At 73.8% G+C, this 23,676-nt stretch carries 22 protein-coding genes; 8 read left to right on the forward strand and 14 right to left on the reverse strand.

Features of this window, described 5'->3' with window-relative positions; all coding sequences use genetic code 11:
- Positions 1–11: 11 nt before the first annotated feature.
- Genes E4U91_RS07335 through E4U91_RS07345 form a run of 3 tightly spaced genes read right to left on the reverse strand, consistent with a single transcriptional unit; the run spans position 12 to position 3,060 of the window.
- A complete protein-coding gene (locus E4U91_RS07335; RefSeq protein WP_137306071.1) occupies positions 12–605 on the reverse strand; it encodes a TetR/AcrR family transcriptional regulator in 594 nt (197 codons plus the stop codon).
- Between the two features lie 26 nt (positions 606–631).
- Complete coding sequence (locus E4U91_RS07340) at positions 632–2,299, reverse strand: class I adenylate-forming enzyme family protein (RefSeq protein ID WP_137306072.1); 1,668 nt, start codon at positions 2,297–2,299, stop codon at positions 632–634.
- Positions 2,296–3,060, reverse strand: coding sequence for an SDR family oxidoreductase (locus E4U91_RS07345; RefSeq protein ID WP_137306073.1), 765 nt, complete (start codon positions 3,058–3,060; stop codon positions 2,296–2,298). The genes E4U91_RS07340 and E4U91_RS07345 overlap by 4 nt, the downstream gene beginning before the upstream one ends.
- A gap of 151 nt (positions 3,061–3,211) precedes the next feature.
- Between E4U91_RS07345 and E4U91_RS07350 the strand changes: the two genes are divergently transcribed.
- Positions 3,212–4,432: an exo-beta-N-acetylmuramidase NamZ family protein gene (locus E4U91_RS07350; protein WP_137306074.1), complete on the forward strand. Its 1,221-nt coding sequence runs from the start codon at positions 3,212–3,214 to the stop codon at positions 4,430–4,432.
- Positions 4,433–4,504: 72 nt separating this feature from the next.
- Here E4U91_RS07350 and E4U91_RS07355 read toward each other — a convergent pair whose 3' ends face one another.
- Positions 4,505–7,294, reverse strand: a complete 2,790-nt coding sequence (locus E4U91_RS07355; protein WP_137306075.1) for a penicillin acylase family protein — start codon at positions 7,292–7,294, stop codon at positions 4,505–4,507.
- A 242-nt stretch (positions 7,295–7,536) separates the two neighbouring features.
- On the opposite strand from E4U91_RS07355, the gene E4U91_RS07360 reads away from it, so the two are divergent.
- The 3 genes from E4U91_RS07360 (at position 7,537) to E4U91_RS07370 (ending at position 10,166) form a co-directional block, all read left to right on the forward strand.
- A complete protein-coding gene (locus E4U91_RS07360; protein WP_137306076.1) occupies positions 7,537–8,139 on the forward strand; it encodes a hypothetical protein in 603 nt (200 codons plus the stop codon).
- A 65-nt stretch (positions 8,140–8,204) separates the two neighbouring features.
- Positions 8,205–8,936: a 3-keto-5-aminohexanoate cleavage protein gene (locus E4U91_RS07365; protein ID WP_137306077.1), complete on the forward strand. Its 732-nt coding sequence runs from the start codon at positions 8,205–8,207 to the stop codon at positions 8,934–8,936.
- A 162-nt stretch (positions 8,937–9,098) separates the two neighbouring features.
- A complete protein-coding gene (locus tag E4U91_RS07370) occupies positions 9,099–10,166 on the forward strand; it encodes an RNA ligase (ATP) (protein ID WP_137306078.1) in 1,068 nt (355 codons plus the stop codon).
- A 111-nt stretch (positions 10,167–10,277) separates the two neighbouring features.
- On the opposite strand, the gene soxR is transcribed toward E4U91_RS07370, so the two are convergent.
- A complete protein-coding gene (gene soxR, locus E4U91_RS07375; RefSeq protein WP_137306079.1) occupies positions 10,278–10,751 on the reverse strand; it encodes a redox-sensitive transcriptional activator SoxR in 474 nt (157 codons plus the stop codon).
- Positions 10,752–10,864: 113 nt separating this feature from the next.
- Here soxR and E4U91_RS07380 point away from each other — a divergent pair, with 113 nt between their 5' ends.
- Positions 10,865–11,326 carry a MaoC family dehydratase gene (locus tag E4U91_RS07380; RefSeq protein WP_137306080.1) on the forward strand — a complete coding sequence of 154 codons (462 nt, stop codon included), beginning with the start codon at positions 10,865–10,867 and terminating at the stop codon, positions 11,324–11,326.
- A gap of 33 nt (positions 11,327–11,359) precedes the next feature.
- Here E4U91_RS07380 and E4U91_RS07385 read toward each other — a convergent pair whose 3' ends face one another.
- From E4U91_RS07385 to E4U91_RS07395, 3 genes are all read right to left on the reverse strand, one after another.
- A complete protein-coding gene (locus E4U91_RS07385) occupies positions 11,360–11,983 on the reverse strand; it encodes a TetR/AcrR family transcriptional regulator (RefSeq protein ID WP_137306081.1) in 624 nt (207 codons plus the stop codon).
- Between the two features lie 121 nt (positions 11,984–12,104).
- Entirely contained in the window at positions 12,105–12,392 is a 288-nt protein-coding gene (locus E4U91_RS07390; RefSeq protein ID WP_137306082.1) for a YiaA/YiaB family inner membrane protein, read from the reverse strand.
- A gap of 80 nt (positions 12,393–12,472) precedes the next feature.
- Positions 12,473–13,624, reverse strand: a complete 1,152-nt coding sequence (locus tag E4U91_RS07395) for an acyl-CoA dehydrogenase family protein (RefSeq protein WP_137310710.1) — start codon at positions 13,622–13,624, stop codon at positions 12,473–12,475.
- 103 nt (positions 13,625–13,727) lie between these two features.
- On the opposite strand from E4U91_RS07395, the gene E4U91_RS07400 reads away from it, so the two are divergent.
- From E4U91_RS07400 to E4U91_RS07410, 3 genes are all read left to right on the forward strand, one after another.
- Positions 13,728–14,369: a TetR/AcrR family transcriptional regulator gene (locus E4U91_RS07400; RefSeq protein ID WP_137306083.1), complete on the forward strand. Its 642-nt coding sequence runs from the start codon at positions 13,728–13,730 to the stop codon at positions 14,367–14,369.
- Positions 14,370–14,436: 67 nt separating this feature from the next.
- Positions 14,437–15,147 (forward strand): ArsR/SmtB family transcription factor, encoded by a 711-nt coding sequence (locus E4U91_RS07405; RefSeq protein ID WP_137306084.1) that lies wholly within the window; start codon positions 14,437–14,439, stop codon positions 15,145–15,147.
- 340 nt (positions 15,148–15,487) lie between these two features.
- Positions 15,488–16,420, forward strand: coding sequence for a DMT family transporter (locus E4U91_RS07410; protein WP_137306085.1), 933 nt, complete (start codon positions 15,488–15,490; stop codon positions 16,418–16,420).
- A 6-nt stretch (positions 16,421–16,426) separates the two neighbouring features.
- Here E4U91_RS07410 and E4U91_RS07415 read toward each other — a convergent pair whose 3' ends face one another.
- The 6 genes from E4U91_RS07415 to E4U91_RS07450 all read right to left on the reverse strand — a co-directional run bounded on the left by E4U91_RS07415 (position 16,427) and on the right by E4U91_RS07450 (position 23,641).
- Complete coding sequence (locus E4U91_RS07415) at positions 16,427–17,509, reverse strand: Zn-dependent alcohol dehydrogenase (RefSeq protein ID WP_137306086.1); 1,083 nt, start codon at positions 17,507–17,509, stop codon at positions 16,427–16,429.
- Positions 17,510–17,524: 15 nt separating this feature from the next.
- The gene (locus E4U91_RS07420; RefSeq protein ID WP_137306087.1) at positions 17,525–18,913 is read right to left on the reverse strand and encodes an aldehyde dehydrogenase family protein; all 1,389 of its coding nucleotides are present in this window, start codon (positions 18,911–18,913) and stop codon (positions 17,525–17,527) included.
- A gap of 101 nt (positions 18,914–19,014) precedes the next feature.
- Entirely contained in the window at positions 19,015–20,352 is a 1,338-nt protein-coding gene (locus E4U91_RS07425; RefSeq protein ID WP_137306088.1) for an ABC transporter ATP-binding protein, read from the reverse strand.
- A gap of 228 nt (positions 20,353–20,580) precedes the next feature.
- Positions 20,581–21,489: a class F sortase gene (locus tag E4U91_RS38895; protein ID WP_241678528.1), complete on the reverse strand. Its 909-nt coding sequence runs from the start codon at positions 21,487–21,489 to the stop codon at positions 20,581–20,583.
- 160 nt (positions 21,490–21,649) lie between these two features.
- Positions 21,650–22,303 carry a hypothetical protein gene (locus tag E4U91_RS07445; protein ID WP_137306089.1) on the reverse strand — a complete coding sequence of 218 codons (654 nt, stop codon included), beginning with the start codon at positions 22,301–22,303 and terminating at the stop codon, positions 21,650–21,652.
- A 102-nt stretch (positions 22,304–22,405) separates the two neighbouring features.
- On the reverse strand, positions 22,406–23,641 hold the full coding sequence (locus E4U91_RS07450; protein WP_137306090.1) for an MFS transporter: 1,236 nt from the start codon (positions 23,639–23,641) through the stop codon (positions 22,406–22,408).
- Positions 23,642–23,676 lie beyond the last annotated feature (35 nt).

Raw genomic sequence — 23,676 nt, forward strand, 5'->3', positions numbered from 1 at the left:
CGCCGTCGCGGTCACGGACGCAGGGCGCGCAGCAACAGGTCGGCCAGGTGGTCGGCGAGTTCCTGCGGGCTGAGCTCGCCGTCGGGGCGGTACCAGGTGGACAGGTGGTGGACCGAGCCGAAGTGGTAGTCGACCACCAGGTCCGCCGGGGTGGCCGTGGAGAAGACGCCCTCGCGCTGGCCCTCCTCGATCAGCGCGCGGAAGCGTTCGTGGTAGCGGCGGCGCTCGGCGCGCACCTGCTTGTTCTTCTCGGGGCTGAGGTGGTGCATCGACCGGAAGAAGATCGAGGCGTCGTCGAGGTTGTCGAGGGTGGTCACCACCACGTCCGCCGCCGCGTCGCGCAGCCGCTTCTCGACGGGTGCGTCGGCGCCGGCGAACGCGTCCAGGCGCTCCTGCTGGACGCGCAGCACCCGCGCGTACACCTCGTGCAGGAGGTCGTCCTTGGAGCCGAAGTAGTGGTACAGCGCCCCCTTGGTGACGCCGGCGGCCTCGACGATCTCCTGCACCGAGGTGCGGTCGTAGCCCTGCTCGGCGAAGAGCCGGGTGGCGGCGGCCAGCAGCCGCTGCGGCACGGGGGTCCCGTCACCGTCCGTCGTCCTGGGCACTGCCGCCACCTGCCTTTCCGTTCGCCTTACCGGCCGTCGTGCGTGCGGGAACGCAGTTCCCGCCGGAGGATCTTCCCACTCGCCGTCTTCGGCAGGTCGGGGAGGATCTCGACCTGCCGCGGGTACTTGTAGGCGGCCAGTCTCTCCTTGCAGTACACCGCGAGTTCATCCGGGTCGGCCCCGACGCCCGGGCGCAGGCTGATGTACGCCTTGACGGTCTCCCCGCGGTAGCCGTCGGGCACCCCGACGACGGCCGCCTCGCGTACCGCCGGATGGGTGTAGAGCACGTCCTCCACCTCGCGGGGCCACACCTTGAAGCCGGAGGCGTTGATCATGTCCTTCTTGCGGTCGACGACGTACAGCCAGCCCTGCTCGTCCATGAAGCCGATGTCCCCGGTGCGCAGTTCGCCGTCGGGGAAGGTCTCGGCGGTGGCGTCGGGCCGCCGCCAGTAGCCGGGGACGACCTGGGGGCCGCGGACGACGATCTCGCCCTGCTCGCCGAAGGGCACCTCCGCGCCCGTGTCGTCCACGATCCGCACGACCGTGTCCGGTCCCGGCACGCCCACGGCGAGCGTCCCGGAGACGGGGTCGACGGGTGCCTCCCGGTGGGGCGGGACGGACGCGCAGGGCGCCGTGCACTCGGTGAGCCCGTAGCCGTTGCGGATGTACGGTCCGAAGCCCGCCCGGAACTTCTCCACCAGGGCCGGCGGCAGGGGCGCGCCGCCCGAGGAGATGTTCACGAAGGACGCGAAGTGCTCGCGGGTGACGGCGGGGTGGGCGGCCAGCGCCATGAAGGCGGTGGAGGGGCCGACGGTGTAGTGCGGGTGGTGCTCGGCGAAGGCGTCCAGGACGACACCGGGCTCGAAGCGGTACGTCAGCACGAGGGTGCCGGCGCTGTTCAGGCAGGCGCCGAGCTGGCAGACCATGCCGGTGATGTGGAACAGCGGCGCGAGCGCGTAGTAGACGGGCGCCTCGGGCAGCCGCAGGCCGGTGCGCTGGCGCTCGGCGTTGACCATGATGTTGCGGTGGGTGTTGGTGGCGCCCTTGGGCGTGCCGCTGGTGCCGGAGGTGTAGCTGATCAGCGCGATGTCGTCGGGGGCCGGGTCGCGCCCCTCGGGGGCGGGGCGCCCGGCGTGGGCGACGGCGGCGAGGTCGTCGGCGTCGTCGGTCTGCGGGAGCCGTGCGAAGGTCAGCACGCGCGCGTCGTCGCGGGTCTGGAAGTCCAGTTCGCAGGCGGTGAGCACGATCCGCACGGGCGAGTCGGCGGCGGCGGCGCGCAGGTACGACTCCCAGGCGCGGTCGGCGCAGACCAGGGCGGCCACCTCCCCGTCCCGCAGCACGTGGGCGACCTCGGCCGACTTGTACATCGGGTTGACGGGCACGACGGTCGCGCCCGCCTTCCAGGCGCCCAGCAGCGCGAGCACGAAGTGCGGCGAGTTCTGCAGCAGGACGGCCACCCGGTCGCCCCGCCGGAGTCCGCGGGCGGCCAGGTGCCCGGCGACGGAGTCGCTGAGCCGGTCCACCTCGCGGTAGGTCAGTTGTCCGTCGAAGTAGGCCAGGAAGGGCCGTTCGGGTGCCTCGGCGGCGGCCCGGCGCAGGGCGTGCACCAGGGAGTCGGCCGGGTCGATCGGGGCCCGCTGGGCGTCGTCGAGGAGGGCGAGCCAGGGCCTGGCCGCGTAGCGCGAGGCGGTCACCGGGTGGCCTCCCACTTCTGCTGGAGGTGGTTCATGCTGGTCAGCCAGCGGTCCGGTTCGGCGGCGCGGGCCTGGTAGTAGGCGGCGACCTCGGGGTGCGGCAGGATGAGGAACCGGTCCTCCTCCATGCCCTTGAGCAGCGCGTCCGCGACGTCCTGCGGTTCGATGGCGGTGGGCTTGAGCACCAGGTCGCCGGCGGTGCCGGTGGCGGACAGCATGTCGGTGCGCACGCCCTGGGGGCAGATGGCGTGCACCTTGACGCCCCGGTGGCGGTACGTCAGCGACAGCCACTCGGCGAAGGCGTAGGCGCCGTGCTTGGTGACGCTGTACGGCGCGGCACCGATCATGGTGAGCAGTCCCGCGGCGGACACGGTCGACACGAACCGCCCGTGCCCGCGCTCCAGCCAGCCGGGCAGCAGGGCGTGGGCGGCGCGGACGTGCGCCATCACGTTGACGTCCCAGGCCCGGGCCCACACGTCCTCGTCGGCGGCCTCGCTCCCGGCGGAGCCGACCCCGGCGTTGGCGCAGTACACGTCGACCGTGCCGCCCAGGGCGTCGCGGGCGGCGTCGACGACCGCGGAGGCGTCCCCCGGCACGGCCGTCCCGCCGATCTCCTCGGCGACGGCCCCGGCCTTGTCCGCGTCCAGGTCGTTGACCACGACCCTGGCCCCCTCGGCGGCGAACCGGCGGGCCAGCGCGGCCCCGATCCCCCCTCCGGCTCCGGTGACGACGACTCCGGCGTTGTGCAGGGCTTCCACCATCGGTCTCCTTCGACACGACTTGCGCGCGGGGGCGGCTGTGCCGGGACAGACTAACCGGTCGGTATGTGTGAGGGAAGGGGAAGTGACCCAACCTAGGGGCGGGGGAACAGCGCCTGTCCGGCCTCGCATGCGACGACCCACCGGAGGATCCATGCACCTGTCCCGAAGAAGCCTGCTCGCCTCCACCTCGCTGGCGGCGGCCCCGGCGGCGCCCCGGCACCGCGAGCGTCCGCGCACCGGGTTCGAACGGCTCGCGGCCGACGGCTACGCCCTGCTCGCCGGCCAGAAGGTCGGCGTCGTCACCAACCCCACCGGCGTCACCCGGGCCGCCGAGCACATCGTCGACGTGATGCACCGCGACCCCCGCGTCGGCCTGACGGCGGTCTTCGGCCCGGAGCACGGCTTCCGGGGCACGGCCCAGGCCGGCGGCTCGGAGGGCCGCTACGACGACCCGGCGACCGGCCTCCCGGTCTACGACACCTACCTCAAGAGCGGCCGGGCGCTCGCCGACGTCTTCACCGCGTCCGGCGTCGACACGGTCGTCTTCGACATCCAGGACGTCGGCGCCCGCTTCTACACCTACATCTGGACGCTGTACGACTGCATGGAGGCCGCGGCGCTGGCCGGCCTGCGGTGCGTGGTACTGGACCGGCCGAACCCGGTGACCGGCAGGGCGGCCACCGGCCCCGTGCTGCACCGGGAGTTCGCGACCTTCGTCGGCCGGCAGCCGATCGCCCAGTCGCACGGCATGACGGTCGCCGAGCTGGCCCGTCTGTTCAACGGCGCGTTCCTGTCCGCGCCGGTGGAACTGGACGTCGTCACGATGACCGGCTGGCGGCGGACGCAGTGGTACGACGCGGCCGGGCTGCCCTGGGTGCCGCCGAGCCCCAACATGCCCACGCCCGACACCGCGCTCGTCTACTCCGGCACCTGCCTCTTCGAGGGGACCAACCTGTCGGAGGGGCGCGGCACCACCCGGCCGTTCGAACTGCTGGGCGCCGAGGGCCTCGACGGGCGCTGGGCCGCCGCCGCAGGCGCCCTCGGGCTGCCCGGGGTGCGCTTCCGGGAGGCGTACTTCGCGCCGACCTTCTCCAAGTTCCAGGGCAAGACCGTCGGCGGGGTGCAGATCCACGTCCAGGACCGGGACGCCTACGACCCGGTGCGCACCGGCGTGGCGCTGCTGGTCACGGCCAGGCGGGTGTGGAGCGGCTTCGCCTGGCGCGCGGACCACTGGATCGACAAGCTGACCGGCTCCACGTGGGTGCGCACGGCGATCGACGCGGGCGCCGGCCCCGACGAGGTGGTGGCGGGCTGGCAGGCGGAGCTGGACGCGTTCCGCCGGGTGCGGCGGGAGTACCTGCTGTACCGGTGAGCATGGGCGGCGGGCCCGTGTCCCTGGGGGACGGGCCCGCCGCCGTCGCGCGGTGCCGGCCGGGGCGGCCGGTCAGCGGTGCGAGGTGAACTCCACGACCTGCTGGTAGGTGGGACGGTTCTGCCAGCTGATCCGGTAGTGCTTGATGCCGCCCAGGGTGCGCTGGACGATCGCGTCGGCGCACCACTGGTCGCCCGCCGAGCACTGGTCGTCGCCGGGGTAGACCTGGGCCGCGGTCTTGCCGGCCGCCTCCTTCAGGGAGCTGATCAGCACGTCCCGGCAGGCGCCGAGGCTGCCGCCACCGCAGTAGGTCCGCGCCAGCGGTCCCTGCACGGACTGGCCGAGCACGGCGCGGATGTCCTTGTCGACATAGCTCCACCAGCCGTACTGGAAGGAGCTGCCGGCGTGCGAGCCGGTCGGGCCGTGGCCGGCCGAAGGGGTCTCGTCGACGGGCAGGTTGTTCGTGATCGCCGTGTACAGGTCGCTGCCCAGGCCCGGTTGGAACTCGGCCTTCACCAGCAGCGGCCACCAGGCGTCCAGCAGGCGGATCGCGTCGGCGTTGGCGTACGTCTTGGAGCCGGCCGACGTCTCCGTGCGCAGGCCGCCCGCCGTGAGCCAGGTCTGCAGGGTGCCCACGGCCGCGGCGGCCGTGGTGTCGGTGACCGGGGAACTGGTGATCACCTTCAGCAGGTCCGGCAGGGCGTCCTCGGCGCGCAGGTCGGCGAGGGCCGCCTCGCCCATGGCCTTGACCAGCGCGGCGCGGGTGACGCCGCCGGCGGCGACCAGCTTCTTCACCCGGTCCTCCAGCAGGTTGCCGCGGTGCACGGACCCGTCGCCCCAGGGCGCGGTCGTGTAGTCCTTGGCCTGCTTGTTGTTCCAGGAGATGTAGTAGTCCTGGTCGGTGGAGTGCGGGTGCGCGGAGGCCGGGGTGTAGGTGGCGGTGTTGGTGGCCGGGTCCCAGCCGCGCCACTCGTACGCCGGCTGCGCCCAGACCGGGAACTCGGCGTCGACCCCGCCCGCCCGTACCGGGTTGTCGCCGCTGTTGTAGTACGCGGTGTGGGTGGCGTCGGCGTAGAACCAGTTGAAGGTGTAGTTGATGTGCTGCACCGCGCTCTGGAAGCTGTCGGGGCCCTTGACGTGGTCCGGGTCGTTCAGCATCTGGAAGCCGATGATGGAGTCGGCCTCGTGCAGGTAGGAGGAGCGCAGGGTGGTGTAGGCGACCTTCTTGCCGCCGACGGTGGCCCGGTACTCGACGGGCCCGTACCGGGTGCGCCAGACCCGCATCGTGTACGAGCCGGCCGCGGTGCCGTCGGCCGTGGTGGGCTTCCAGGCGTTCTTCTGCTCGACCTTGTCCATCGCCGTGCAGGTGCCGCGGTACAGGTAGTGGTAGTTGTCCTGGCACAGCTCGACCGCGTAGGTGTCGATGATGTCCTGGCCGGAGGTCGTGGCGCTCCACGCGTAGTCCTGGCCGCGTCCCAGTTCGACGTACATGCTCAGGCCCGCGAAGGAGGCGCCGCGGGCGCTCAGGCCCGGGCCCTGGATCTCCTGGAGCATGAGCAGTTGCGGGGCGAAGTAGCCGGTCTGCGGGCCGAAGACGGCGACCGGGTGGCCGCTCGCCGTGTACTTCCCGCTGACCACGAGGGCGTTGGACATGCCGCGCCGGGCGGAGCCGAGGGCGGTCGCCGCGGCCGTGCGGGAGGCGGTGCTCGCGGTGGCCGTCGCCGCGCTGCCGGTGCGGTCGTACACCAGCGGTTCCTCGGCGACCGAGCCGGCGTCGGGCAGGGCCTCGCCCTGGGGGGTGTCCGGCCGGGTGGCGTAGGGGAAGCCCTGTCCGTCGTGGACGGTCAGCACGGCCTCGGGGTCGTTGCGTTCGCGGAACGACTCCCAGACCTTGGTCCCCTCGGCCACGCCGTACTTCTCCTGGGCGGCGAGCAGGGACAGGGCGTTGTTGACCTCTCCCCCGCCGCCGGAGCCGAACAGCGCGCCGACCACCGAGGCCAGCGCCACCAGGTCGGTCACCTTGAAGTGGTCGATCGTGCCGGCGTTGGTGATGGAGTCCTTGTGGCCGGTGAGCACGTACTCCCCGGGGAAGTAGCGGCCGCTGTCGGAGGCGTCGATGTAGGCGTTGATGCCGTCGAGGTAGGCCCTGACGTCGGCGAGCGCCTGCTGGCCGCGGGCGCCGTTGTTCGCCACGGCGTTGTCGATCTGCGCCTGGAGGTCCGCCTCGGTGTACGGGGCGTTGCGCCAGAACTGCTGCTCCAGGCCCTGGTTGGACGGCGCGCCGCCGGCGAAGCCGGTGAGCTGGCCTCGGCCCACGTGCCGGAAGACGTCCATCAGCCAGAGCCGGTCCTGGGCGGCGGCGTACCCGGCGCCGAACTCGGTGCCGTAGCGCGTGGTGCCCGTGATGTGCGGCACACCGGTCTTCTTGTCGCGGACGATCGTCACGTCGCCGCGCCCGGCGGGCTTCTCGGTGGAGGCGACCTGGTCGGAGGGGACGCCGAACGAGGCGTCGTTGAAGAAGGTGTTGACCGTCGCGTTGGTCAGCGAGGGGTAGCCCTTGGCCAGGTTGGCGTAGGGGCCGAGCTGGTCCTCGGCGTGCCCGGGCTGGGTGCCGAAGGCCTGGTTGAGCAGGATCTGGGCGAGGGTGGCGTTGCCGTTCTCGCCGGGCGGCAGGATGTCGGAACACTGGCCGCCGCAGTGGTCGTTCGGGGCGGCGGTTCCGGCGGCGGACGCGGCCGTCTGGGTGAGCGGGGACAACAGCCCCGCAATGAGGACGCATACCGAGGCGCTCTTCAGGAACCCGGGGAATCTGCCGGGAGTTCTCAGTCTGTCGAGGGTTGCGCGGGAGGTTCGCCGTGGCATGGGCAGCTCCTAGCGACTGGGGTGGCCGGAAGGTTACCGCCGGTATCGCACGGAGTGAAGATGAGCATGCGTCACTTTTCCAGGTCCCTACGACGGCTTTACGACAGCCCCCACGACGGCACGGAGATCGAGTGGAGCCGAATCGCCTGTCGGTACGTCTCTTCGACGACGTCGCGCGTTGTCGGCGCGGCGGCGCCGAAGTGACCGAAGTACAGGTGCAGATGTGACGGAGGTGCAAGGCGATGGCCGGTTTCCGGAGTCTGGCGAGACAGGTGCGCGACCCGCGGTGCGACCTGGCACTGCGGCGGTACTCGTTGCGCAAGTGCCTCGAGCGGTTCGCGCCCTACGGGCACCGGGCGACGTGGGACCACCTGTGCTCGCGGGCCGGGTTCGGACCCGAGGACCGATCCCCCGACCCGGCGCGGCTCGTGGCCGCGTTGGAGGAGCTGGAGGAGGCCCGCGCGGTGTGGCTCGCGTACGAGGTGGAGTTCGCCGAACGGCGGAGGAAGGAGAAGCACGACGGGCTGCGCAGGCCGGGCAGTGTCGACGACTGGCACCGGCTGACCTGGGGCGGCTTCGGTGTGGCGTGGTGCGACGACCCGCGGGTCCACCCCCGTGAACCGCTGGCCGAGGTGCTGCGCCGGCTGATCGCCGCGCTGGAGCGGGCGCCGGGCTCGTGCTGCCCGGTGTGCGACGGTGAGCGGCTGGACTGGAGGGACGACCTCGACCACGAGCCGTCCGCCGGCCCGGTCTGCGCGGACTGCGGGATCCTCGTCCCGCGGCCGGTGCTCACGCCCGGGGCGCTGGGTGCCGCCCGGCGCGGACGGCTGCTGATGTCGGCCTGACCGCACGGCGGGGGTGCGCCGGGGATGCCGCACCCCTGTTCCCGGGGACGTGTCACCATCGGGGCATGGTGCAGGTCTGTCTGAACGGAGCGCGTACGGCCGCCGATTCGCCGGCGGTGCCGCTGTCACCCGCCGCGCTGGCCCGGTCCGCCGCCGAGGCGGTCGCGGCCGGGGCGACGGACCTCCACGTCCACCCGAAGACGCCGTGCGGCCGGGACACGCTCGCTCCGGACGCGGTCGCGGCGACGCTGGAGGCGATCCGGGAGCGCGTGGACGTGCCCGTCGGCGTGACCACGGGCGCCTGGGCGGAGGACGGCCCGTCGGGACGGGTCGACCGGGTCCGCCGCTGGACGGTGCTGCCCGACCACGCGTCGGTCAACTGGCACGAGCCGGGCGCGCAGGAGCTGGCCGCCGCCCTGCTCGACCGGGGCGTCGCCGTCGAGGCCGGCATCTGGTCCGGCACGGACGGCGCGGCCCGCTTCGCCGCCTCACCCCTGGCACCGGCGGTCCTGCGCGTCCTGGCCGAGGTGACGGACCCCGACCCGGCGACGGCCGTGCAGTCGGCCCACGCCCTGCTCGCGGAACTCGCCGCGATCCCCCACGACCGCCCGGTCCTCCTGCACGGCGAGGAGGCGTCCACCTGGCCGGTCCTCGCCCTGGCCGCCCGCCTCGGCCACCCGACCCGCATCGGCCTGGAGGACACCCTCGTCCTGCCGGACGGCCGCCGGGCCGTGTCCAACGCTCAGTTGGTGGCGGAGGCGGTACGCCAGTACGGGTGCGCCCAGCGGTCGTCGTAGGACAGTCCGGGGGAGCCCGCTGTCCACGGCCGAGGCCGTCCCTCGCGTCGGCCGAAGAGCGTGACGGTAGCAGCGGGTAATCCGGTGGAGCCAAGGATTTCGGGGGCGGGACAGTGGGGTCGATGAGTCCGGCAAGCTGATCAACATCCCTGGGAGACGGCCATGTCGACGCTGCGCGTCACCGCCGAAGTGCTGACCGTGCACGAGCACCCGAACGCCGATGCGCTGGAGCTGGCGCAGGTCGGGCTGTACCGCGCGGTCGTGGCGAAGGGCGTGTACCGCACCGGTGACGTGGCCGTGTACATCCCCGAGCAGGCGGTGCTGCCGGCCGGGCTGATCGAGGAGCTGGGGCTGACCGGGCGGCTCGCGGGCGGGAACGCGGACCGGGTCAAGGCGGTCCGGCTGCGCGGAGAGCTCTCGCAGGGCATCGTGTGCCGGCCGGGGGCGCTGGCGGACGTCGACCTCGCCCGGGCCGCGGCCGAGGGCACCGACTTCGCCGAACGGCTGGGCATCACCAAATGGGTGCCGCCGATCCCTCCCACCATGGACGGCGAGGTGGAGTCCGCGCCCGCGCTGCTGCCCTGGGTCGACATCGAGAACGTGCAGCGGTATCCGGACATCTTCGCCCCCGGCGAGCCGGTCGTCCTGACCGAGAAGCTGCACGGCTCGGCCTGCCTGCTCACCTACGTCGCCGACGAGGGCCGGGCGTACGTCTCCTCCAAGGGCTTCGGCGCCAAGTCCCTGGCCCTGATGGAAGATCCGCGCAACCTCTACTGGCGGGCGGTGCGGGGCCACGGCGTCGCCGAGGCCGCGGCCCGGCTCGCCGAGCGGCTGGGCGCGCGACGGGTCGGCGTCTTCGGCGAGGTGTACGGGGCGGGCGTGCAGGACCTGACGTACGGCGCGGACGGGCGGCGCGACACCCTGGGGTACGCCGTGTTCGACGTCTCCGCGGAGATCGGCTCCACGGTGACCTGGCTGGACCCGGCCGAGGTGCTGGGCGACGAACTCCCGCTGGTGCCACGGCTCTTCGAGGGGCCGTACGACAGCGCGACGGTGCTGGAGCACGCCAGTGGCCGTGAGACCGTGTCCGGCCGGGGGCTGCACCTGCGGGAGGGCGTCGTGATCCGGCCCGCGGTGGAGCGGTACAGCCCCGTGACGGGGGGCCGGGCCATCGCGAAGGCGGTCAGCGCGGCGTACCTGACGCGGAAGGGCGGCACGGAGTACGAGTGAGCGCGGTAGCGCGGAGCGCGGAGCGGGGAGCGGGAGGGGGGCCTGGGCGGTCGGGCGGCTGGCGGTGCGTGGTGGCCGGTCGCGCAGTTCCCCGCGCCCCTGGGCGGGGTCCTAGTCCCCTTCCTCCTGCCGTCGTTCCGCCATCAGGCGGGAGCCGACCAGGCGTTCGCCGAAGACGTCGTCCGGGTTGGACAGGACGCACGTGCTGAGGGACAGGCAGCCGCAGCCGATGCAGTCGGTGAGGTGGTCGCGGAGGCGGTTGAGCTGCTTGATGCGCTCGTCCAGCTCCGAGCGCCACGCCTCCGAGAGGCGGGCCCAGTCCTCGCGGGTCGGGGTGCGCTCCTCGGGCAGCCGGGCCAGGGCCTCGCGGATCGTGGCGAGCGGGATGCCGACCCGCTGGGCCGCCCGGACGAAGGCCACCCGGCGCAGGGTGTCGCGGCTGTAGCGACGCTGGTTCCCGGGCGTGCGCCGGCTGCTGATGAGGCCTTTCGCCTCGTAGAAGTGCAGGGCGGAGACCGCGGCACCGCTGCGCGCGGACAACTGGCCGACGGTCAGCTCGTGGATCTTCTCCGGAATCTGGGGCACCCACCGGAGCCTACCCACCGCGCCGGCGCCGCCGTCCGTTGACATCCCCTCGCCGCCCGACCATGCTAAGCAGTTGCTTAGACATCGCGGAGACCGAGCGAGAGGCCGGGAACATGGCAGAACCGAGGACCTTCACCTCCCCCGACGAGCTGAAGGCGGCCGTGGGCGAGCAGCTGGGGTACACCGACTGGGTGGAGGTCGACCAGAAGCGGATCGACCTGTTCGCCGAGGCCACCGGGGACCACCAGTGGATCCACGTGGACCCGGAGAAGGCCGCCTCGGGCCCGTTCGGGACCACCATCGCGCACGGCTACCTCACGCTGTCCCTGCTCCCCCTGTTCGGGCCGCAGCTGATCAGCGTCGAGGGCGTGAAGATGGGCGTCAACTACGGGACGAACAAGGTGCGTTTCCCCGCCCCCGTGCCCGTCGGCTCCCGGCTGCGCGCCACCGCGACGATCACCGGCGTCGAGGACGTCCCGGGCGGCGTCCAGGTGGCCGTGGCCTTCAGCGTGGAGCGCGAGGGCGGCGACAAGCCGGTCTGCGTCGCCGAGTCGGTCTCCCGGTACTACCTGTAGGCCACGCGGCACCGGGGCACCACGCTCCGCTCCCTACTTCGCGCCCACCATCCGCAGCACGAGGTCGGCGTACAGCGTGCCGACCTCCTCGGGGGTGCGCGGCCCGTCGACGTTGAACCAGCGGGCCACGTCGATGCACAGCGACAGCACGGCGAGCGTGGTGCCCTTGACGTCGATCACCCGGAACTCGCCCGAGGCCACGCCGTCCTCGACGATCCCGCGCACCTCGGCGTCCACCTGGCGCCGCAGCTCGAGGATCTCGGCGCGGGCGCCGGGGCCGAGGGCGTCCAGTTCGTACTGCACGACCCGGGCGGTGGTGCGCCGACCGGCGTGCCAGCGGACGAAGGAGCTGACGGCGTCGGCCAGGCGCTCCGTGGCGGTGCCCTCGCGCCGGGCGGCCGTGCGCAGGATGTCCAGGGCCTTGTCGTGACCGATGCGGCTGATCCGGTGGAGCAGCTCTTCCTTGGTCTTGTAGTGGATGTAGAGCGCCGCCGGGCTCATGCCGGCGCGGCCCGCGATGTCACGGGTCGTCGTCGCGTGGTAGCCGCGCTCGGCGAAGGCCTCCACGGCGGCGACGAGCAGCCGCCTGGCCGCGTCCGGGGTGACCTCTTCCCACGGCTCGATCTCGCCGCCGGCCGTCTCCTCCGCCGTACTCATCGCTCGCTCGCCCCTTCCGATGACAGAGGGACCACCATACCGCCGAAGCTGAGCGGCCGCTTAGAGCGCCCGCTCACAGCGGGATCGGGGAGGCCGCGGGCGCCCTCGCCGGGCGGTCGGGTCAGAGCTTGTCGAACGGGTCGTGCTCGGCGAGGAGCTTCTCCAGGCGGGCCTGGTCGACCCGGCTGACGATCTGCCCGGCCTCCTGGCGGTCCCGGACGACCTTGGCGAGGGTGAAGGCGGAGGTGACGAGGTAGAGGACGGCGATGGCCAGGAAACCCCGCACCCAGGCGTCGGCGTCGAGCCGGACGATCCCGACGGCGGTGGCCGCCATGGCGACCGCGAAGGAGGCGACGGCCTGCCCGTAGAAGGCGGCCGTGCTCTGCTGCTTGACCGGTGTGTCGCTCATGGCACGAGCATCGCCGCCCGGCGGGGGGCGGCACATCCGCCCGGGTACTCAGGGCGTACTCAGAACGCCGCCGCCGGTCCTCAGAAGGCCGAGACGCCGGTCAGGGCGCGGCCGATCACCAGCTTCTGGATCTGACTGGTGCCCTCGTACAGGGTCATCACGCGGGCGTCGCGCAGGAGCTTGCCGGCCGGGTACTCGTCGATGTAGCCGTAGCCGCCGAAGACCTGCAGGGCGTTGTTCGCGGCGCGCACCGCCGCCTCCGAGGCGAACAGCTTGGCCTTGGACGACTCCACGGCGAAGGGCCGGCCGCGGTCGATCAGGTCGGCGACCCGCCAGGTCAGCAGCCGGGCCGCGTCCACGTCGAGGGCGATGTCGCTGATCAGCTCCTGCACCAGCTGGTGGTGGGCGATCGTCCTGCCGAACTGCTCGCGCTCGCCCGCGTGCCGTACCGCCGCGTCCAGGGCCGCCTGCGCGATGCCGACGCAGCCGGCCGCCACCGACATCCGCCCCTTGGCGAGGGCCGACATGGCCACGGAGAAGCCCTTGCCCTCCTCGCCGAGCAAGGCCGACGCGGGCACCCGTACGTCCTCCAGGACCAGTTCGGCCGTCGCCTGGCCGCGCAGGCCGAGCTTGCCGTGGATGGCGCGCCGGGTCAGCCCGGGGGTGTCCGTGGGGACGAGGAACGCGGAGACGCCCTTGTGGCCGGGGGCGTCCGTGGAGCGGGCGAACAGCAGCACCACGTCGGCCCAGGTGCCGTTGGTGATGAACATCTTGCTGCCGTTGACGACGTACGCGTCGCCGTCGCGGACCGCGCGGGTGGTGAGGTTGCCGGCGTCGGAGCCGGTGCCGGGCTCGGTCAGGCCGAAGCAGCCGACGTACGCGCCGGAGGTCAGGCCGGGCAGCCACTGCCGCTTCTGCTCCTCGCTGCCCCAGGCGGCGATCGTCTTGGCGACCAGGCCGAGCGAGACGGAGACGATGCCGCGCACCGAGGAGTCGCCGCGGCCGAGTTCCTCGGTGACCAGGCAGTAGGCGAGGTGGTCGCCGCCCGAGCCGCCGTACTCCTCGTCGATCGTCAGGCCCAGGAAGCCGACCTCGCCCAGCTTCTTCACGATCGACCGGTCGACGTCCTCGGCCCGGTCCCAGGCGACGGCGTGCGGGACGACCTCCCGTTCCACGAAGTCCCGGGCGAGCTGCCGCACGGCGGTCTGCTCCTCGCTGAGCTCCAGGTTCACCACGAGATCACCCCACAGATGTCGGACCGGACGCCGGACCTTGAAAGCCGTACCTTTAAATTAGCACTGCTAGTTTCCGGTGTGCAGCCCTACTATGTGCGCCATGGCCCGACCGCGCAAGCCCTTGCTGAGCACCGACCGGATCGTCGAGACGGCCCGGGAACTCGTGGACGCGGAGGGGCTGGCGGCCGTCTCCACCCGGCGGCTCGCCGCCGAGCTCGGGGTGAGCGGACCTTCGCTCTACAACCACTTCCGCACCAAGGACGAGATCCTGGAGGCGGTCGCGGACTCGGTGAGCGCGCAGGTCGACCTGTCGATGTTCGAGGACGGCCGGGACTGGCGGACCGCGCTGCACGACTGGGCCGTCTCCTACCGGAGCGCGCTGCGCGACCACCCCAACATCGTCCCCGTGCTCGCGCGCGGCCCCGGGCGGCGCCCGGCCGCGCTGCGGCTCGCCGACGCGGTGTACGGCGCGATGGTCGACGCGGGCTGGCCGGCCGCGCAGGCGACCTCCATCGGGGCGCTGATGCGGTACTTCATCATGGGCTCCGCGCTCGGCTCGTTCGCCGGGGGCTTCGTGGAGGACCCGAGCGCCTACGACCCCGCCGACTACCCGCACCTCGGACAGGCCCACCTCCTCGCCGAGCAGCAGGAGAAGATCGACGAGCGGGCGTTCGAGACGGGGCTGACCGCGCTGCTGGACGGGCTCGCCGCGCAGTACGAGCAGGTCACACGGGCCCGGTGAGGCTCGGCCGCGCCCCGATGCGCACGCTTCGGCGGGCGCCGAAGTGTCCGTGCGCGATGCTGGACCCATGACCACCAGGGACCCCCGGGCACCGGGACTCGCCCGGCTCGCCGGGCTGATCGGCGACGAGACACGGGCCGCGTGCCTGCTCGCACTGCTGGACGGGCGGGCCTGGACCGCGGGTGAGCTGGCCCGGCACGCGGGCGTGGCCGCCTCCACGCTCAGCGAGCACCTGAGCCGGCTCGTCGCCGGCGGGCTGCTCGCCGAGGAGCGGCAGGGGCGGCACCGCTACGTGCGGCTCGCCGACGCGCGCATCGCCCAGCTCGTGGAGGACCTGGCCGCGCAGGTCGCGCCCGGGGCGGCGGAACGGCCGCGGACGCTGCGGGCGGCGAGTGCCGGGTCCGCGATGGCGCGGGGCCGCACCTGCTACGACCACCTCGCCGGGCGGCTCGGCATCGCGGTGACCGACGCGCTCACCGAGCGAGGGCTGTTGCGGCAGGACACGGGGTTCGCGCTGACGGACGCGGGGGTGGAGTGGTTCGGGCGGATGGGCATCGCGCTGGAGCGGACCGGGCGGCGGCCGCTCGCCCGCGGGTGCCTCGACTGGACGGAGCGGCGGCCGCACTTGGCGGGGGTGGCGGGGGCGGCGTTGTGCCGGCACGTGCTGGAGGTGGGGTGGTGTGTGCGGGTGGGGTCCGAGCGGGCGGTTGCGGTGACGGCGTGCGGGGAGCGGGAGTTCTTCGCGGTGTTGGGGGTGTCGGTGGAGGGGGTGCGGTGAGGGGCCGTGGGGTGCGGGGCCATGGGGAGCGGGGTCCGTGGGTGGGGGTGCTGGTGGTGTGCCGGGTGCGGGTGCATGGGGGCTGGTCGCGCAGTTCCCCGCGCCCCTGAGTGGGTCAGCTTCAGCCCGGTCGCGCAGGAACCCCGCGCCCCTGGGGTGGGTCAGCCTCAGCCCGGTCGTGCAGGGCCCCTCCGCCCCTCCGTCCCTCCGTCCCTCCGTCCCTCCGTCCCTCCGTCCCTCCGTCCCTCCGTCCCTCCGTCCCTCCGTCCCTCCGTCCCTCCGTCCTTTTTGTTCGAATTTCGCCGGGATCGAGGCGTTCCGGTGTCTACCCTTCAGGAGCATGATGCGCAGCCAGTCCGATCGGGCCCGGGTCCTCGCGGCGGGGGCCGCCTGTGTCACCGTCGTGTCGTGGGCCTCCGCCTTCGTGTCGATCCGGAGTGCGGGCGGTGCCTACTCCCCCGGTGCGCTGGCGCTCGGCAGGCTGGTGTCGGGGGCCGTGGTGCTGGGTGTGCTGTGGGCCGTGCGGCGGGAAGGCCTGCCGCCGAGGTCCGCGTGGCGGGGCATCCTGCTGTCCGGGGTGCTGTGGTTCGGGTTCTACATGGTCGCCCTGAACTGGGGCGAGCAGCAGGTCGACGCGGGGACGGCCGCGCTCGTGGTGAACGTCGGGCCGCTGTTGATCGCCCTGCTCGGGGCCCGCCTGCTCGGCGACCCGATGCCGCCGCGGCTGCTGGCGGGGATGGCTGTGTCGTTCGCCGGCGCGGTGACCGTCGGGCTGTCGATGTCGGGCGGGGGCGGGTCCTCGGTGTTCGGCGTGGTGCTGTGCCTGCTGGCCGCCGTCGCCTACGCGTCCGGTGTGGTGGCGCAGAAGCCCGCCCTGGCGACGGCGAGCGCCCTGCAGGTGACGACGTTCGGGTGCCTGGTCGGGGCCGTGGGCTGTCTGCCGTTCGCCGGGCAGCTGGCGCACGAAGCGGCGAGAGCGCCGGTGTCCGCCACCCTCAACATGGTCTACCTGGGCGTCTTCCCCACCGCCCTCGCCTTCACCACCTGGGCCTACGCCCTGGCGCGCACCACGGCCAGCCGGATGGGCGCGACCACCTATGCCGTGCCGGCCCTCGTCGTGCTGATGTCGTGGCTGGCGCTGGGCGAGGTGCCCGGGGTGCTCACGCTGGTGGGCGGGGTGCTGTGTCTGGCGGGTGTGGCGGTGTCCCGGTCGCGGCGCCGGAGGCGGGAGCGGGCCGCGGCGCCGGAGCCGCGGCCCGAGAAGGTCACCTGAGCGTCGTCAGAAGACGACCAGGGCCCTGCCTCCCTTGCCCGCGAGCATGTTCTCGAACGCCGTCGGGATGTCGTCCAGGGCGATGCGCTCGGTGACCAGTGAGCCCAGGTCCAGGCGGCCCTCGCGGATGTGGGCGGCCAGGACCGGGAGGTCGGCGGCCGGGTCGGAGTTGCCGTAGACGCAGCCGGAGAGGGTGCGGCCCCAGTGGAAGAGCTCCAGGGCGTGGAAGGTGACCTGCTGGTCGGTGCCGCCGATGCCGACGACCGTGGTGCGGCCGCCGCGCCGGGTGGACTCCCAGGCGGTGCGGATGGTCACGGCGCGGCCCACGCACTCCACGGCGACGTCGACGCCCTGCTTGCCGGTGAGGGCGCGGATCTCGCGGGCGGTCTCGGCCGAGGCGACGACGTAGTCGGTGGCGCCGGCCGCCCGGGCCAGCTCCTCCTTCTCCGGGGAGACGTCGACGGCCACGATGGTCGACGCGCCCGCGATCCGGGCCGCCTGGAGGGCCGCGAGGCCCACCCCGCCGACACCGAAGACGGCCACCGTCTCGCCCTCGCGGACCCGCGCCGAGTGGTGGACGGCGCCGTAGCCGGTGAGGACGGCGCAGCCGAGGAGGGCCGCGTCGGTGAGGGGGATGCCCTGGGGCAGGGGCAGGAGGCAGGAGACGGGGACGACGGTCTCCTCGGCGAACGCGGCGACGTTGAGGCCGGGGTGGAGGTCGGTGCCGTCCACGGTGCGGGCGTACACGTCGGCGGCGCCGCTGAGCGCGTTGGCGCACAGCCAGACCTCGCCGAGCCCGCAGGCGTGGCAGCGGCCGCAGGAGGGCGCCCAGTTGAGGACGACCCCGTCGCCCGGGGCGAAGCCGGTGACGCCCTCGCCGACGGCGACGACGGTGCCCGCGCCCTCGTGCCCGAGGACGGCCGGGACGGGCACCTTCAGGGTGCCGTTGGCCAGCGAGAGGTCGGAGTGGCAGACCCCGGCGGCGGCCAGGCGGACCCGGACCTGGCCGGGGCCCGGTGCGGGCAGTTCGATCCCGGTGATGTCCAGCGGGGCGCCGATGGCGGGCAGGACGGCGGCACGTACGGCCATGTCTGGTGGACTCCCTTAGAACTGGAGGGACTTGGTCTGCAGGTACTCGGCGAGCCCGTGGGCCCCGAGTTCCCGGCCGACGCCCGACTGCTTGTACCCGCCGAAGGGCGCGAGGGGGTTGAAGCGGCCCCCGTTGATGTCGACCTGGCCGGTGTCCATGCGGCGGGCGAAGGCCACCGCTTCGGCCTCGTCGCCGGCCCAGACCGCGCCGGCGAGGCCGTAGACCGTGCCGTTGGCGATGCGCAGGGCGTCCTCCTCGTCCTCGTAGCGCAGGACGGACAGGACGGGACCGAAGATCTCCTCCTGGGCGATCGTCATCTCGGGGGTGACGTCGGCGAAGACCGTGGGGCTGACGAAGTAGCCGCGCTCGCGCGGGGGTTCGGCGCCGCCCGCGACGAGCCGGGCGCCCTCGGCGACGCCCTTCTCGATGTAACCGCGCACCCGGGCCTGCTGCTTGGCGTTGACCAGCGGGCCGATGCGGTCGCCGTACTTGGCGGCGGCCGTGCGCGCCAGCTCGACCGCCTCGTCGTACTGGTCGCGGTGGACCAGCATGCGGGTCCAGGCGCTGCACGTCTGGCCGGAGTTGGACATCACGTTGGCGACGCCGACGTTGACCGCCTTGGCGAGGTCGGCGCTTCGCAGGATGACGTTGGCGGACTTGCCGCCGAGTTCCAGCGCGACCTTCTTGACGGCGGCGCCCGCGGTCGCGGCGATGGTCCGGCCGACGGCCGTGGAGCCGGTGAAGGAGACCAGGTCCACCCCGGGGTGCTCGGCGAGGGCCTGCCCGGCGACCGGGCCGAGGCCGGTGACCAGGTTGAACACGCCGGCCGGCACGCCGGCGTCGTGGACGGCCTCGGCGAAGAGCTGGGCGACGAGCGGGGTGTCCTCGGCGGGCTTGAGGACGACCGTGCAGCCGGCCGCGAGGGCGGGCGCGACCTTCGCGACGACCTGGTGGAGCGGGTAGTTCCAGGGGGTGATGGCGGCGACCACGCCGACCGGCTCGTGGAAGACGGTCGAGTTGCCGACCTTCTCCTCGAAGGCGTGGCGGGCGGCCAGGTCGGCGTAGGAGCCCGCGACGGCGATCGGGACGGCCGCGTGGACGGCCTGGGAGAAGGCCAGGGGCGCGCCGAGTTCGGCGGTGACCGTCTCGGCGATCTCGTCCTTGCGGGCCGCCAGCGCGTCCCGCAGCGCGGACAGCCGGGCGGCCCGTTCGGCGGGGGCGGTGGCCGCCCAGCCGGGCAGGGCGGCGCGGGCGGCCCGTACGGCCGCGTCGACGTCCTCGGCGCCGGCCGCCGGGACCCGGGCGATCACCTGCTCGTCCACGGGGTCGACGACGTCGATCACCTCCCCGCTCAGGGCCGGGCGCCAAGCGCCGTCGAGGTAGATGCCGTCGTGTGCCTTCATCGCGTTCCCTCCGGGCGGTCCTCGTCGTCCGCACCCCAAACTAGCGGTGTTAGTTTTCTGGCACCAGGGGTGACCGGGGCGCGGACGGGCACGCGTCCGGATCACTCTTCCAGATCGGGGAGCCTCGCGGGGGTGGGGCAGATGCGCTCGCCGTGCTGGTCGAAGACGAACACGTGGGCGACGTCGACCAGCAGCGGCACCTGCATGCCGTGCCGCAGGTCCAGGTCGGGTGTGGTGCGCACCACCAGGTCGCCGGGGAGCCGGACGTCGGCGGCCGCCGGGGCCGCGTCCGGCTCGGGGGGCTCGTCCAGGACGACCACGGGACCGGCCCGCAGGCTGCCCGCGCGCTCGCGCAGCCGGTCCAGCACGGAGCCGTCGCGGCGCCGGCGGCGCGACGGCCGCGACGCCGGGCGGGGTGCCTCCAGCTCGGGGACGACGGCGGGGCGCGAGCCGGTGTTGAAGTGCACCAGCGCCTCGTGGCCCTGGAACTCCACGTGCTCGACCAGCCCGGTGATCAGCGTCTCGCCGGGCCGCGCGGTGGAGGGCTCAGCGATGCGGACGGCCTCCGAGCGCAGTCCGACGATCACTTCCCGGCCCTGCTGCACGCGCAGCAGCTTGTGGTCGACCGACAGCGGCTCGGGCAGCCGCAGCGCCTGCTTGCCGAGGCTGATGGTCATGGCGCCGTCGAGCGGGGCGCGGACCACGCCGCGCAGCAGGTTGATGCGGGGGGTGCCGATGAAGGCGGCGACGAAGATGTTGCGGGGCAGGGCGTAGACCTCGCGGGGGCTGCCGACCTGCTGCAGGACGCCGCCGCGCAGGACCGCCACCCGGTGGCCGAGGGACATCGCCTCGGCCTGGTCGTGGGTGACGTAGACCGTGGTGACGCCGAGGTCCCGGGTGAGGTGGGCGATCTCGGCGCGCAGGTGGTTGCGCAGCTTGGCGTCCAGGTTGGACAGCGGCTCGTCCATCAGGAAGGCCGAGGGGTGGCGGGCGATGGCCCGGCCCATGGCGACGCGCTGCCGTTCACCGCCGGAGAGCTGGGCCGGGAACCGGTCGAGCAGGTCCTCGATGCCGAGCATGCGCGCGGTGGCGTCCACCCGGGGGCCCGGGTCGGCGCCGGGGGCCTCGATGCGCAGCGGGAAGCCGATGTTGTCCCGGCTGCTCATCGAGGGGTACAGCGCGAAGTTCTGGAAGACCATCGCCATGTCGCGGGCGGACGGCAGCAGGTCGTTGGCGGGTTCGCCGTCCAGCAGCAGCTCGCCCTCGGTGATCTCCTCGAGGCCGGCGATCATGCGCAGGACCGTCGATTTGCCGCAGCCGGAGGGGCCCAGCAGGACCAGGAACTCCCCCGGTTCGATGTGCAGGGTGAGCCGGTCCACCACGCGGGCGCCCTTGGCGTAGACCTTGCTCACGTCGTGCAGAGAGATGGCGCGTGTCATGAGAGTCGTCCCCGATCCAAACGACAGACCCTTGGTGCTCCGCGGTCTGTGCCGCCCCGTGCGGGTCGTACGAGGCGTACGAGTCACGGAAGTTAACGGACTGTGCGCGGCCGGGGAAGAGACGGGACGAGGAATCGGGCGGTCCCGTCCGAGGGATGAGAAAGCGGACGCCCCGGTTCGGCCGCGCCGGGGCGGTGGGGACGGTGCGGGACCGTCCCCACCGACCGGTCATCTGACGGCCGTCAGGTGGGCGAAGACCACCACGTTGCTGGTGTAGCCGGCGCGCCGGGTGAACAGGCCCCCGCAGGTGATCACCCGCAGTTCGGCCCGCTTGGACGGGCCGTAGACCTCCTTGTCGGGGAACCCGGTTTTGTCGAACACCCGCACGCGGTCCACGGTGTAGACGGCCGTACGGCCGTCCGCGCGCCCGACCTCGACGTGGTTGCCGGGCTTCACCTCGGCCAGCGCGGCGAAGACGGCGGGGCCCGTCCTGGTGTCACGGTGACCGACGGCGATGGCGGTGCCCGGTTCGCCGGGCGTGGGACCGGCCTGGTACCAGCCGACGAGCTTGGGCCGGTCGACCGGCGGGGTCGACAGCTGCCGGTGGTCGTCGAGCCGCAGGCCGATGACGGGCGCCCGGATGCCCAGCGCGGGGACGCCGAAGGTGGTCGGCCGGGAGGCGGGCAGCGGGGTCGCGGGGGGCTTACCCGCGCCCTTCGCGTCCGTCCGCCCCTTGCCGCCCGCCGCGCTGCGGGACGGGGCGCTGCCGGACGGGGCGGCGGATCCGGCGCTCGCCCCGGCCCCGGGCCGGGACGCGGACGGGACCGGGAAGGGGCTCGCCGACCCGGCCGGGGAACGGCTCGCCGCGGCGCCCCGCGAGGGGGACGGCGCGCCGGTCCGGGTGGGTGTCGCGCCGCCGCCCTGGCCGTCGGACTCCCCGGGGAGCGGGCCCCCGCGGACGTCGGCGCGGCCGGGGGCGCCCGCGGCGGCCGCCCGCTGGGGCGCGGACGGCCGGTCGTCACCCCCGCACCGCACCCCCACCGTCACCAGGACGACCGTCAGGACGGCCGTCCTGGTGAGGCGGAAGGCACGCGTCCGGTGCCACGGCCTGCGCCGGCGCCGGGGTCGGGTCCGCAAAGTCGCGTCGTCCGCCCGGGGGGCGGGCTCCGCGGCGTCCGGTGCGTGCTCCCGGTGGGCCGGGCGGACGCCCGCGTACGGGACGTACTCGGGTGTCCGCCCGGTGCGGCGAGCGTGCGTGCCGGGCGGCGCGGGGCGGACGGGACCTTCCGGACGCGGCCTAGGCGGCACCATGGGTGCGCCGGCGCGTCTTGCGGACGTACAGGGCGGCGCCGACCGCCACGGCACCGACGCCCGCGGCGGCGGCCACCGGGCTGTAGGCGGCCGCCGTGTCGACGAGACCGCCGCCGCCCGCGTGCACCCCGCCCTTGGGGCCGTCCTGCTCGCCCTGGCCCCAGCCCGCGTCGCCCTGCTTGTCCTGGATCTCCCCGGGGCCCTGCTCGCCCTCGCGCTTGCCGTCGTGGCAGTTGACCCGGAAGACCTTCTCCTTGGGGACGCCCGCGACGATCCACGTGATCTTGTACTGGCCGTCGGCCAGCCCCAGCGGGTCGGTGTGCCCGGCGCCGCCCGCGAGCGGGATGGTGCCGGTGACGGTGGCGGCGGTGGGCAGCGGGGGCTGCGCGAGGATCGTGTAGGCGATGGTGGGCAGCGTGTCGAAGTTGACCGCGTCCAGGTAGAAGCGGCAGACCAGCGGGTCGTCCTTGGAGACGCCGAAGGGGACGTGCTCCCGGTGGACCCTGATGTCGCCGGCCTCGCCCTGGGCGACGGCGGCGGGGGCCGCGAGGAACGACGCACCGGAGGCCGCGAGGGCGGTGAGGAGGACGGTGGCGCCGACGCGGGAGCCGTGCAGGCGGGGAAGTGTGAGGGTGGGCATGCATTCCTCCGAGTCAGGACGATTTTCATACAAATCGCTCTTTCGCCTCGGACTCTCTGCCATGCACCCCCGCGCGTCGCGGCAGCGACACACGGCACGCCGTCAGATATCGCTCGTACGGCGCAGTCCCGGCCGCCGGCGCCTCTCCCCCGCCGCCGCGTCCGGGCGCGCCGCGCTCCCCGGTGCGCGCAGCGCCACCCCCGCCGACAGGAGCAGCAGCGCCCCGAGCAGCACGAACGGGGACGCCACGCCCGCGAGTCCGGCGACCAGGCCCGCGCCCGCGGGGGCCGCGACCTGGCCGAGCCGGTTGCCGGTCAGCCGCAGGGCGAGGGCGGTGGAGCGGGCCTCCTCGGGCGCGGCCCGCACGACCGTCGTCATCGACAGCGGCTGCCCGACCCCGAGGCAGAAGCCCAGCACCGCGAGCATCGCGCCCAGCGCCCACACCGGCACGGGCAGCGCGACGCCCGCGCACAACAGGGCCGCCAGCACGCACGTCACCACCAGCAGCGCGGTGCGGCCGAGCAGCCGCAGCAGGGGGGTCAGCACCAGGCGGCAGGCGATCGAGGCCGCCGCGCGCACGCTCAGCAGGACGCCGACCACCGACGGGGCGATGCCCCGGTGCTCGCCGACCACCGGCAGGTAGGCGGTGAGGATGTCCGTCGCGGACAGCACCGACAGGCTCACCAGGATGCCCGCGGGCACGCCACGGGTGCGCAGGATGCGCCCCACCGGGACCCGACTCCCGCCCCCGGTACGGGGCTCGGCGGCCGAGTCGTCCTCGATGCGCCACAGCGAGGTGAACGCCACCGCCGCGCCCGCCCCCGCGACCAGCAGGGCGAGCGCGCTGCCGCCGGCCCGGTCCGGACCGCCGATCAGCGCGCCCGCGGCGACCGGGCCGGCCAGCTGCCCGAGGGAGGCGCCGATGGTGAAGTGCCCGAAGTTGCGGTCCTGTTCGTGCGGCGCGGACTGCCGCGCGACCAGCGACTGGGCACCGATCACGAAGCAGAGGTGACCCAGGCCCATCACCCCGCTCCACAGGGCCATCGCCGCGAGGGAGCCGGCGAGGCCGCTGAGCGCGCAGCCGCCCGCGATGAGGACCACGCCCACCGGCAGCAGCGGCGCGCACCGGCCGTGATCGGTGCGCCGGCCCAGCGGGACCGCCGCGAAGAGCGGGAGCAGGGCGTAGACACCGGCGATGACGCCGACCGCCCGCTCGTCGGCGCCCAGCGCGAGCGCCCGGTAGGAGACGGCGGGCCGGGCCATCGACACCGCCCCCTGCGCGCAGCCGAAGGCGATGACGAGGCGGAGCAGCCAGCCGCGGTTCCCCCCGGGCGCCATGGGTCTTCCTCCGTGGAGTGGTGCGTCGGTGATCC

This window comes from Streptomyces lasalocidi (genome assembly GCF_005280215.1).
Lineage (GTDB): Bacteria > Actinomycetota > Actinomycetes > Streptomycetales > Streptomycetaceae > Streptomyces > Streptomyces longwoodensis.

What these genes read in the sequence shown, in the direction of transcription:
- E4U91_RS07385 (WP_137306081.1), bottom strand. Translation starts at nt 11,983, where the DNA reads ATGAGTACGGCGGAGGAGACGGCCGGCGGCGAGATCGAGCCGTGGGAA.
- E4U91_RS07370 (WP_137306078.1), top strand. Translation starts at nt 9,099, where the DNA reads ATGTCGACGCTGCGCGTCACCGCCGAAGTGCTGACCGTGCACGAGCAC.
- E4U91_RS07410 (WP_137306085.1), top strand. Translation starts at nt 15,488, where the DNA reads ATGATGCGCAGCCAGTCCGATCGGGCCCGGGTCCTCGCGGCGGGGGCC.
- E4U91_RS07350 (WP_137306074.1), top strand. Translation starts at nt 3,212, where the DNA reads ATGCACCTGTCCCGAAGAAGCCTGCTCGCCTCCACCTCGCTGGCGGCG.
- E4U91_RS07390 (WP_137306082.1), bottom strand. Translation starts at nt 12,392, where the DNA reads ATGAGCGACACACCGGTCAAGCAGCAGAGCACGGCCGCCTTCTACGGG.
- E4U91_RS07380 (WP_137306080.1), top strand. Translation starts at nt 10,865, where the DNA reads ATGGCAGAACCGAGGACCTTCACCTCCCCCGACGAGCTGAAGGCGGCC.
- E4U91_RS07405 (WP_137306084.1), top strand. Translation starts at nt 14,437, where the DNA reads ATGACCACCAGGGACCCCCGGGCACCGGGACTCGCCCGGCTCGCCGGG.
- E4U91_RS07345 (WP_137306073.1), bottom strand. Translation starts at nt 3,060, where the DNA reads ATGGTGGAAGCCCTGCACAACGCCGGAGTCGTCGTCACCGGAGCCGGA.
- E4U91_RS07400 (WP_137306083.1), top strand. Translation starts at nt 13,728, where the DNA reads ATGGCCCGACCGCGCAAGCCCTTGCTGAGCACCGACCGGATCGTCGAG.
- E4U91_RS07420 (WP_137306087.1), bottom strand. Translation starts at nt 18,913, where the DNA reads ATGAAGGCACACGACGGCATCTACCTCGACGGCGCTTGGCGCCCGGCC.
- E4U91_RS07365 (WP_137306077.1), top strand. Translation starts at nt 8,205, where the DNA reads ATGGTGCAGGTCTGTCTGAACGGAGCGCGTACGGCCGCCGATTCGCCG.
- E4U91_RS07360 (WP_137306076.1), top strand. Translation starts at nt 7,537, where the DNA reads ATGGCCGGTTTCCGGAGTCTGGCGAGACAGGTGCGCGACCCGCGGTGC.
- E4U91_RS07355 (WP_137306075.1), bottom strand. Translation starts at nt 7,294, where the DNA reads ATGCCACGGCGAACCTCCCGCGCAACCCTCGACAGACTGAGAACTCCC.
- E4U91_RS07415 (WP_137306086.1), bottom strand. Translation starts at nt 17,509, where the DNA reads ATGGCCGTACGTGCCGCCGTCCTGCCCGCCATCGGCGCCCCGCTGGAC.
- E4U91_RS07450 (WP_137306090.1), bottom strand. Translation starts at nt 23,641, where the DNA reads ATGGCGCCCGGGGGGAACCGCGGCTGGCTGCTCCGCCTCGTCATCGCC.
- E4U91_RS07445 (WP_137306089.1), bottom strand. Translation starts at nt 22,303, where the DNA reads ATGCCCACCCTCACACTTCCCCGCCTGCACGGCTCCCGCGTCGGCGCC.
- E4U91_RS07425 (WP_137306088.1), bottom strand. Translation starts at nt 20,352, where the DNA reads ATGACACGCGCCATCTCTCTGCACGACGTGAGCAAGGTCTACGCCAAG.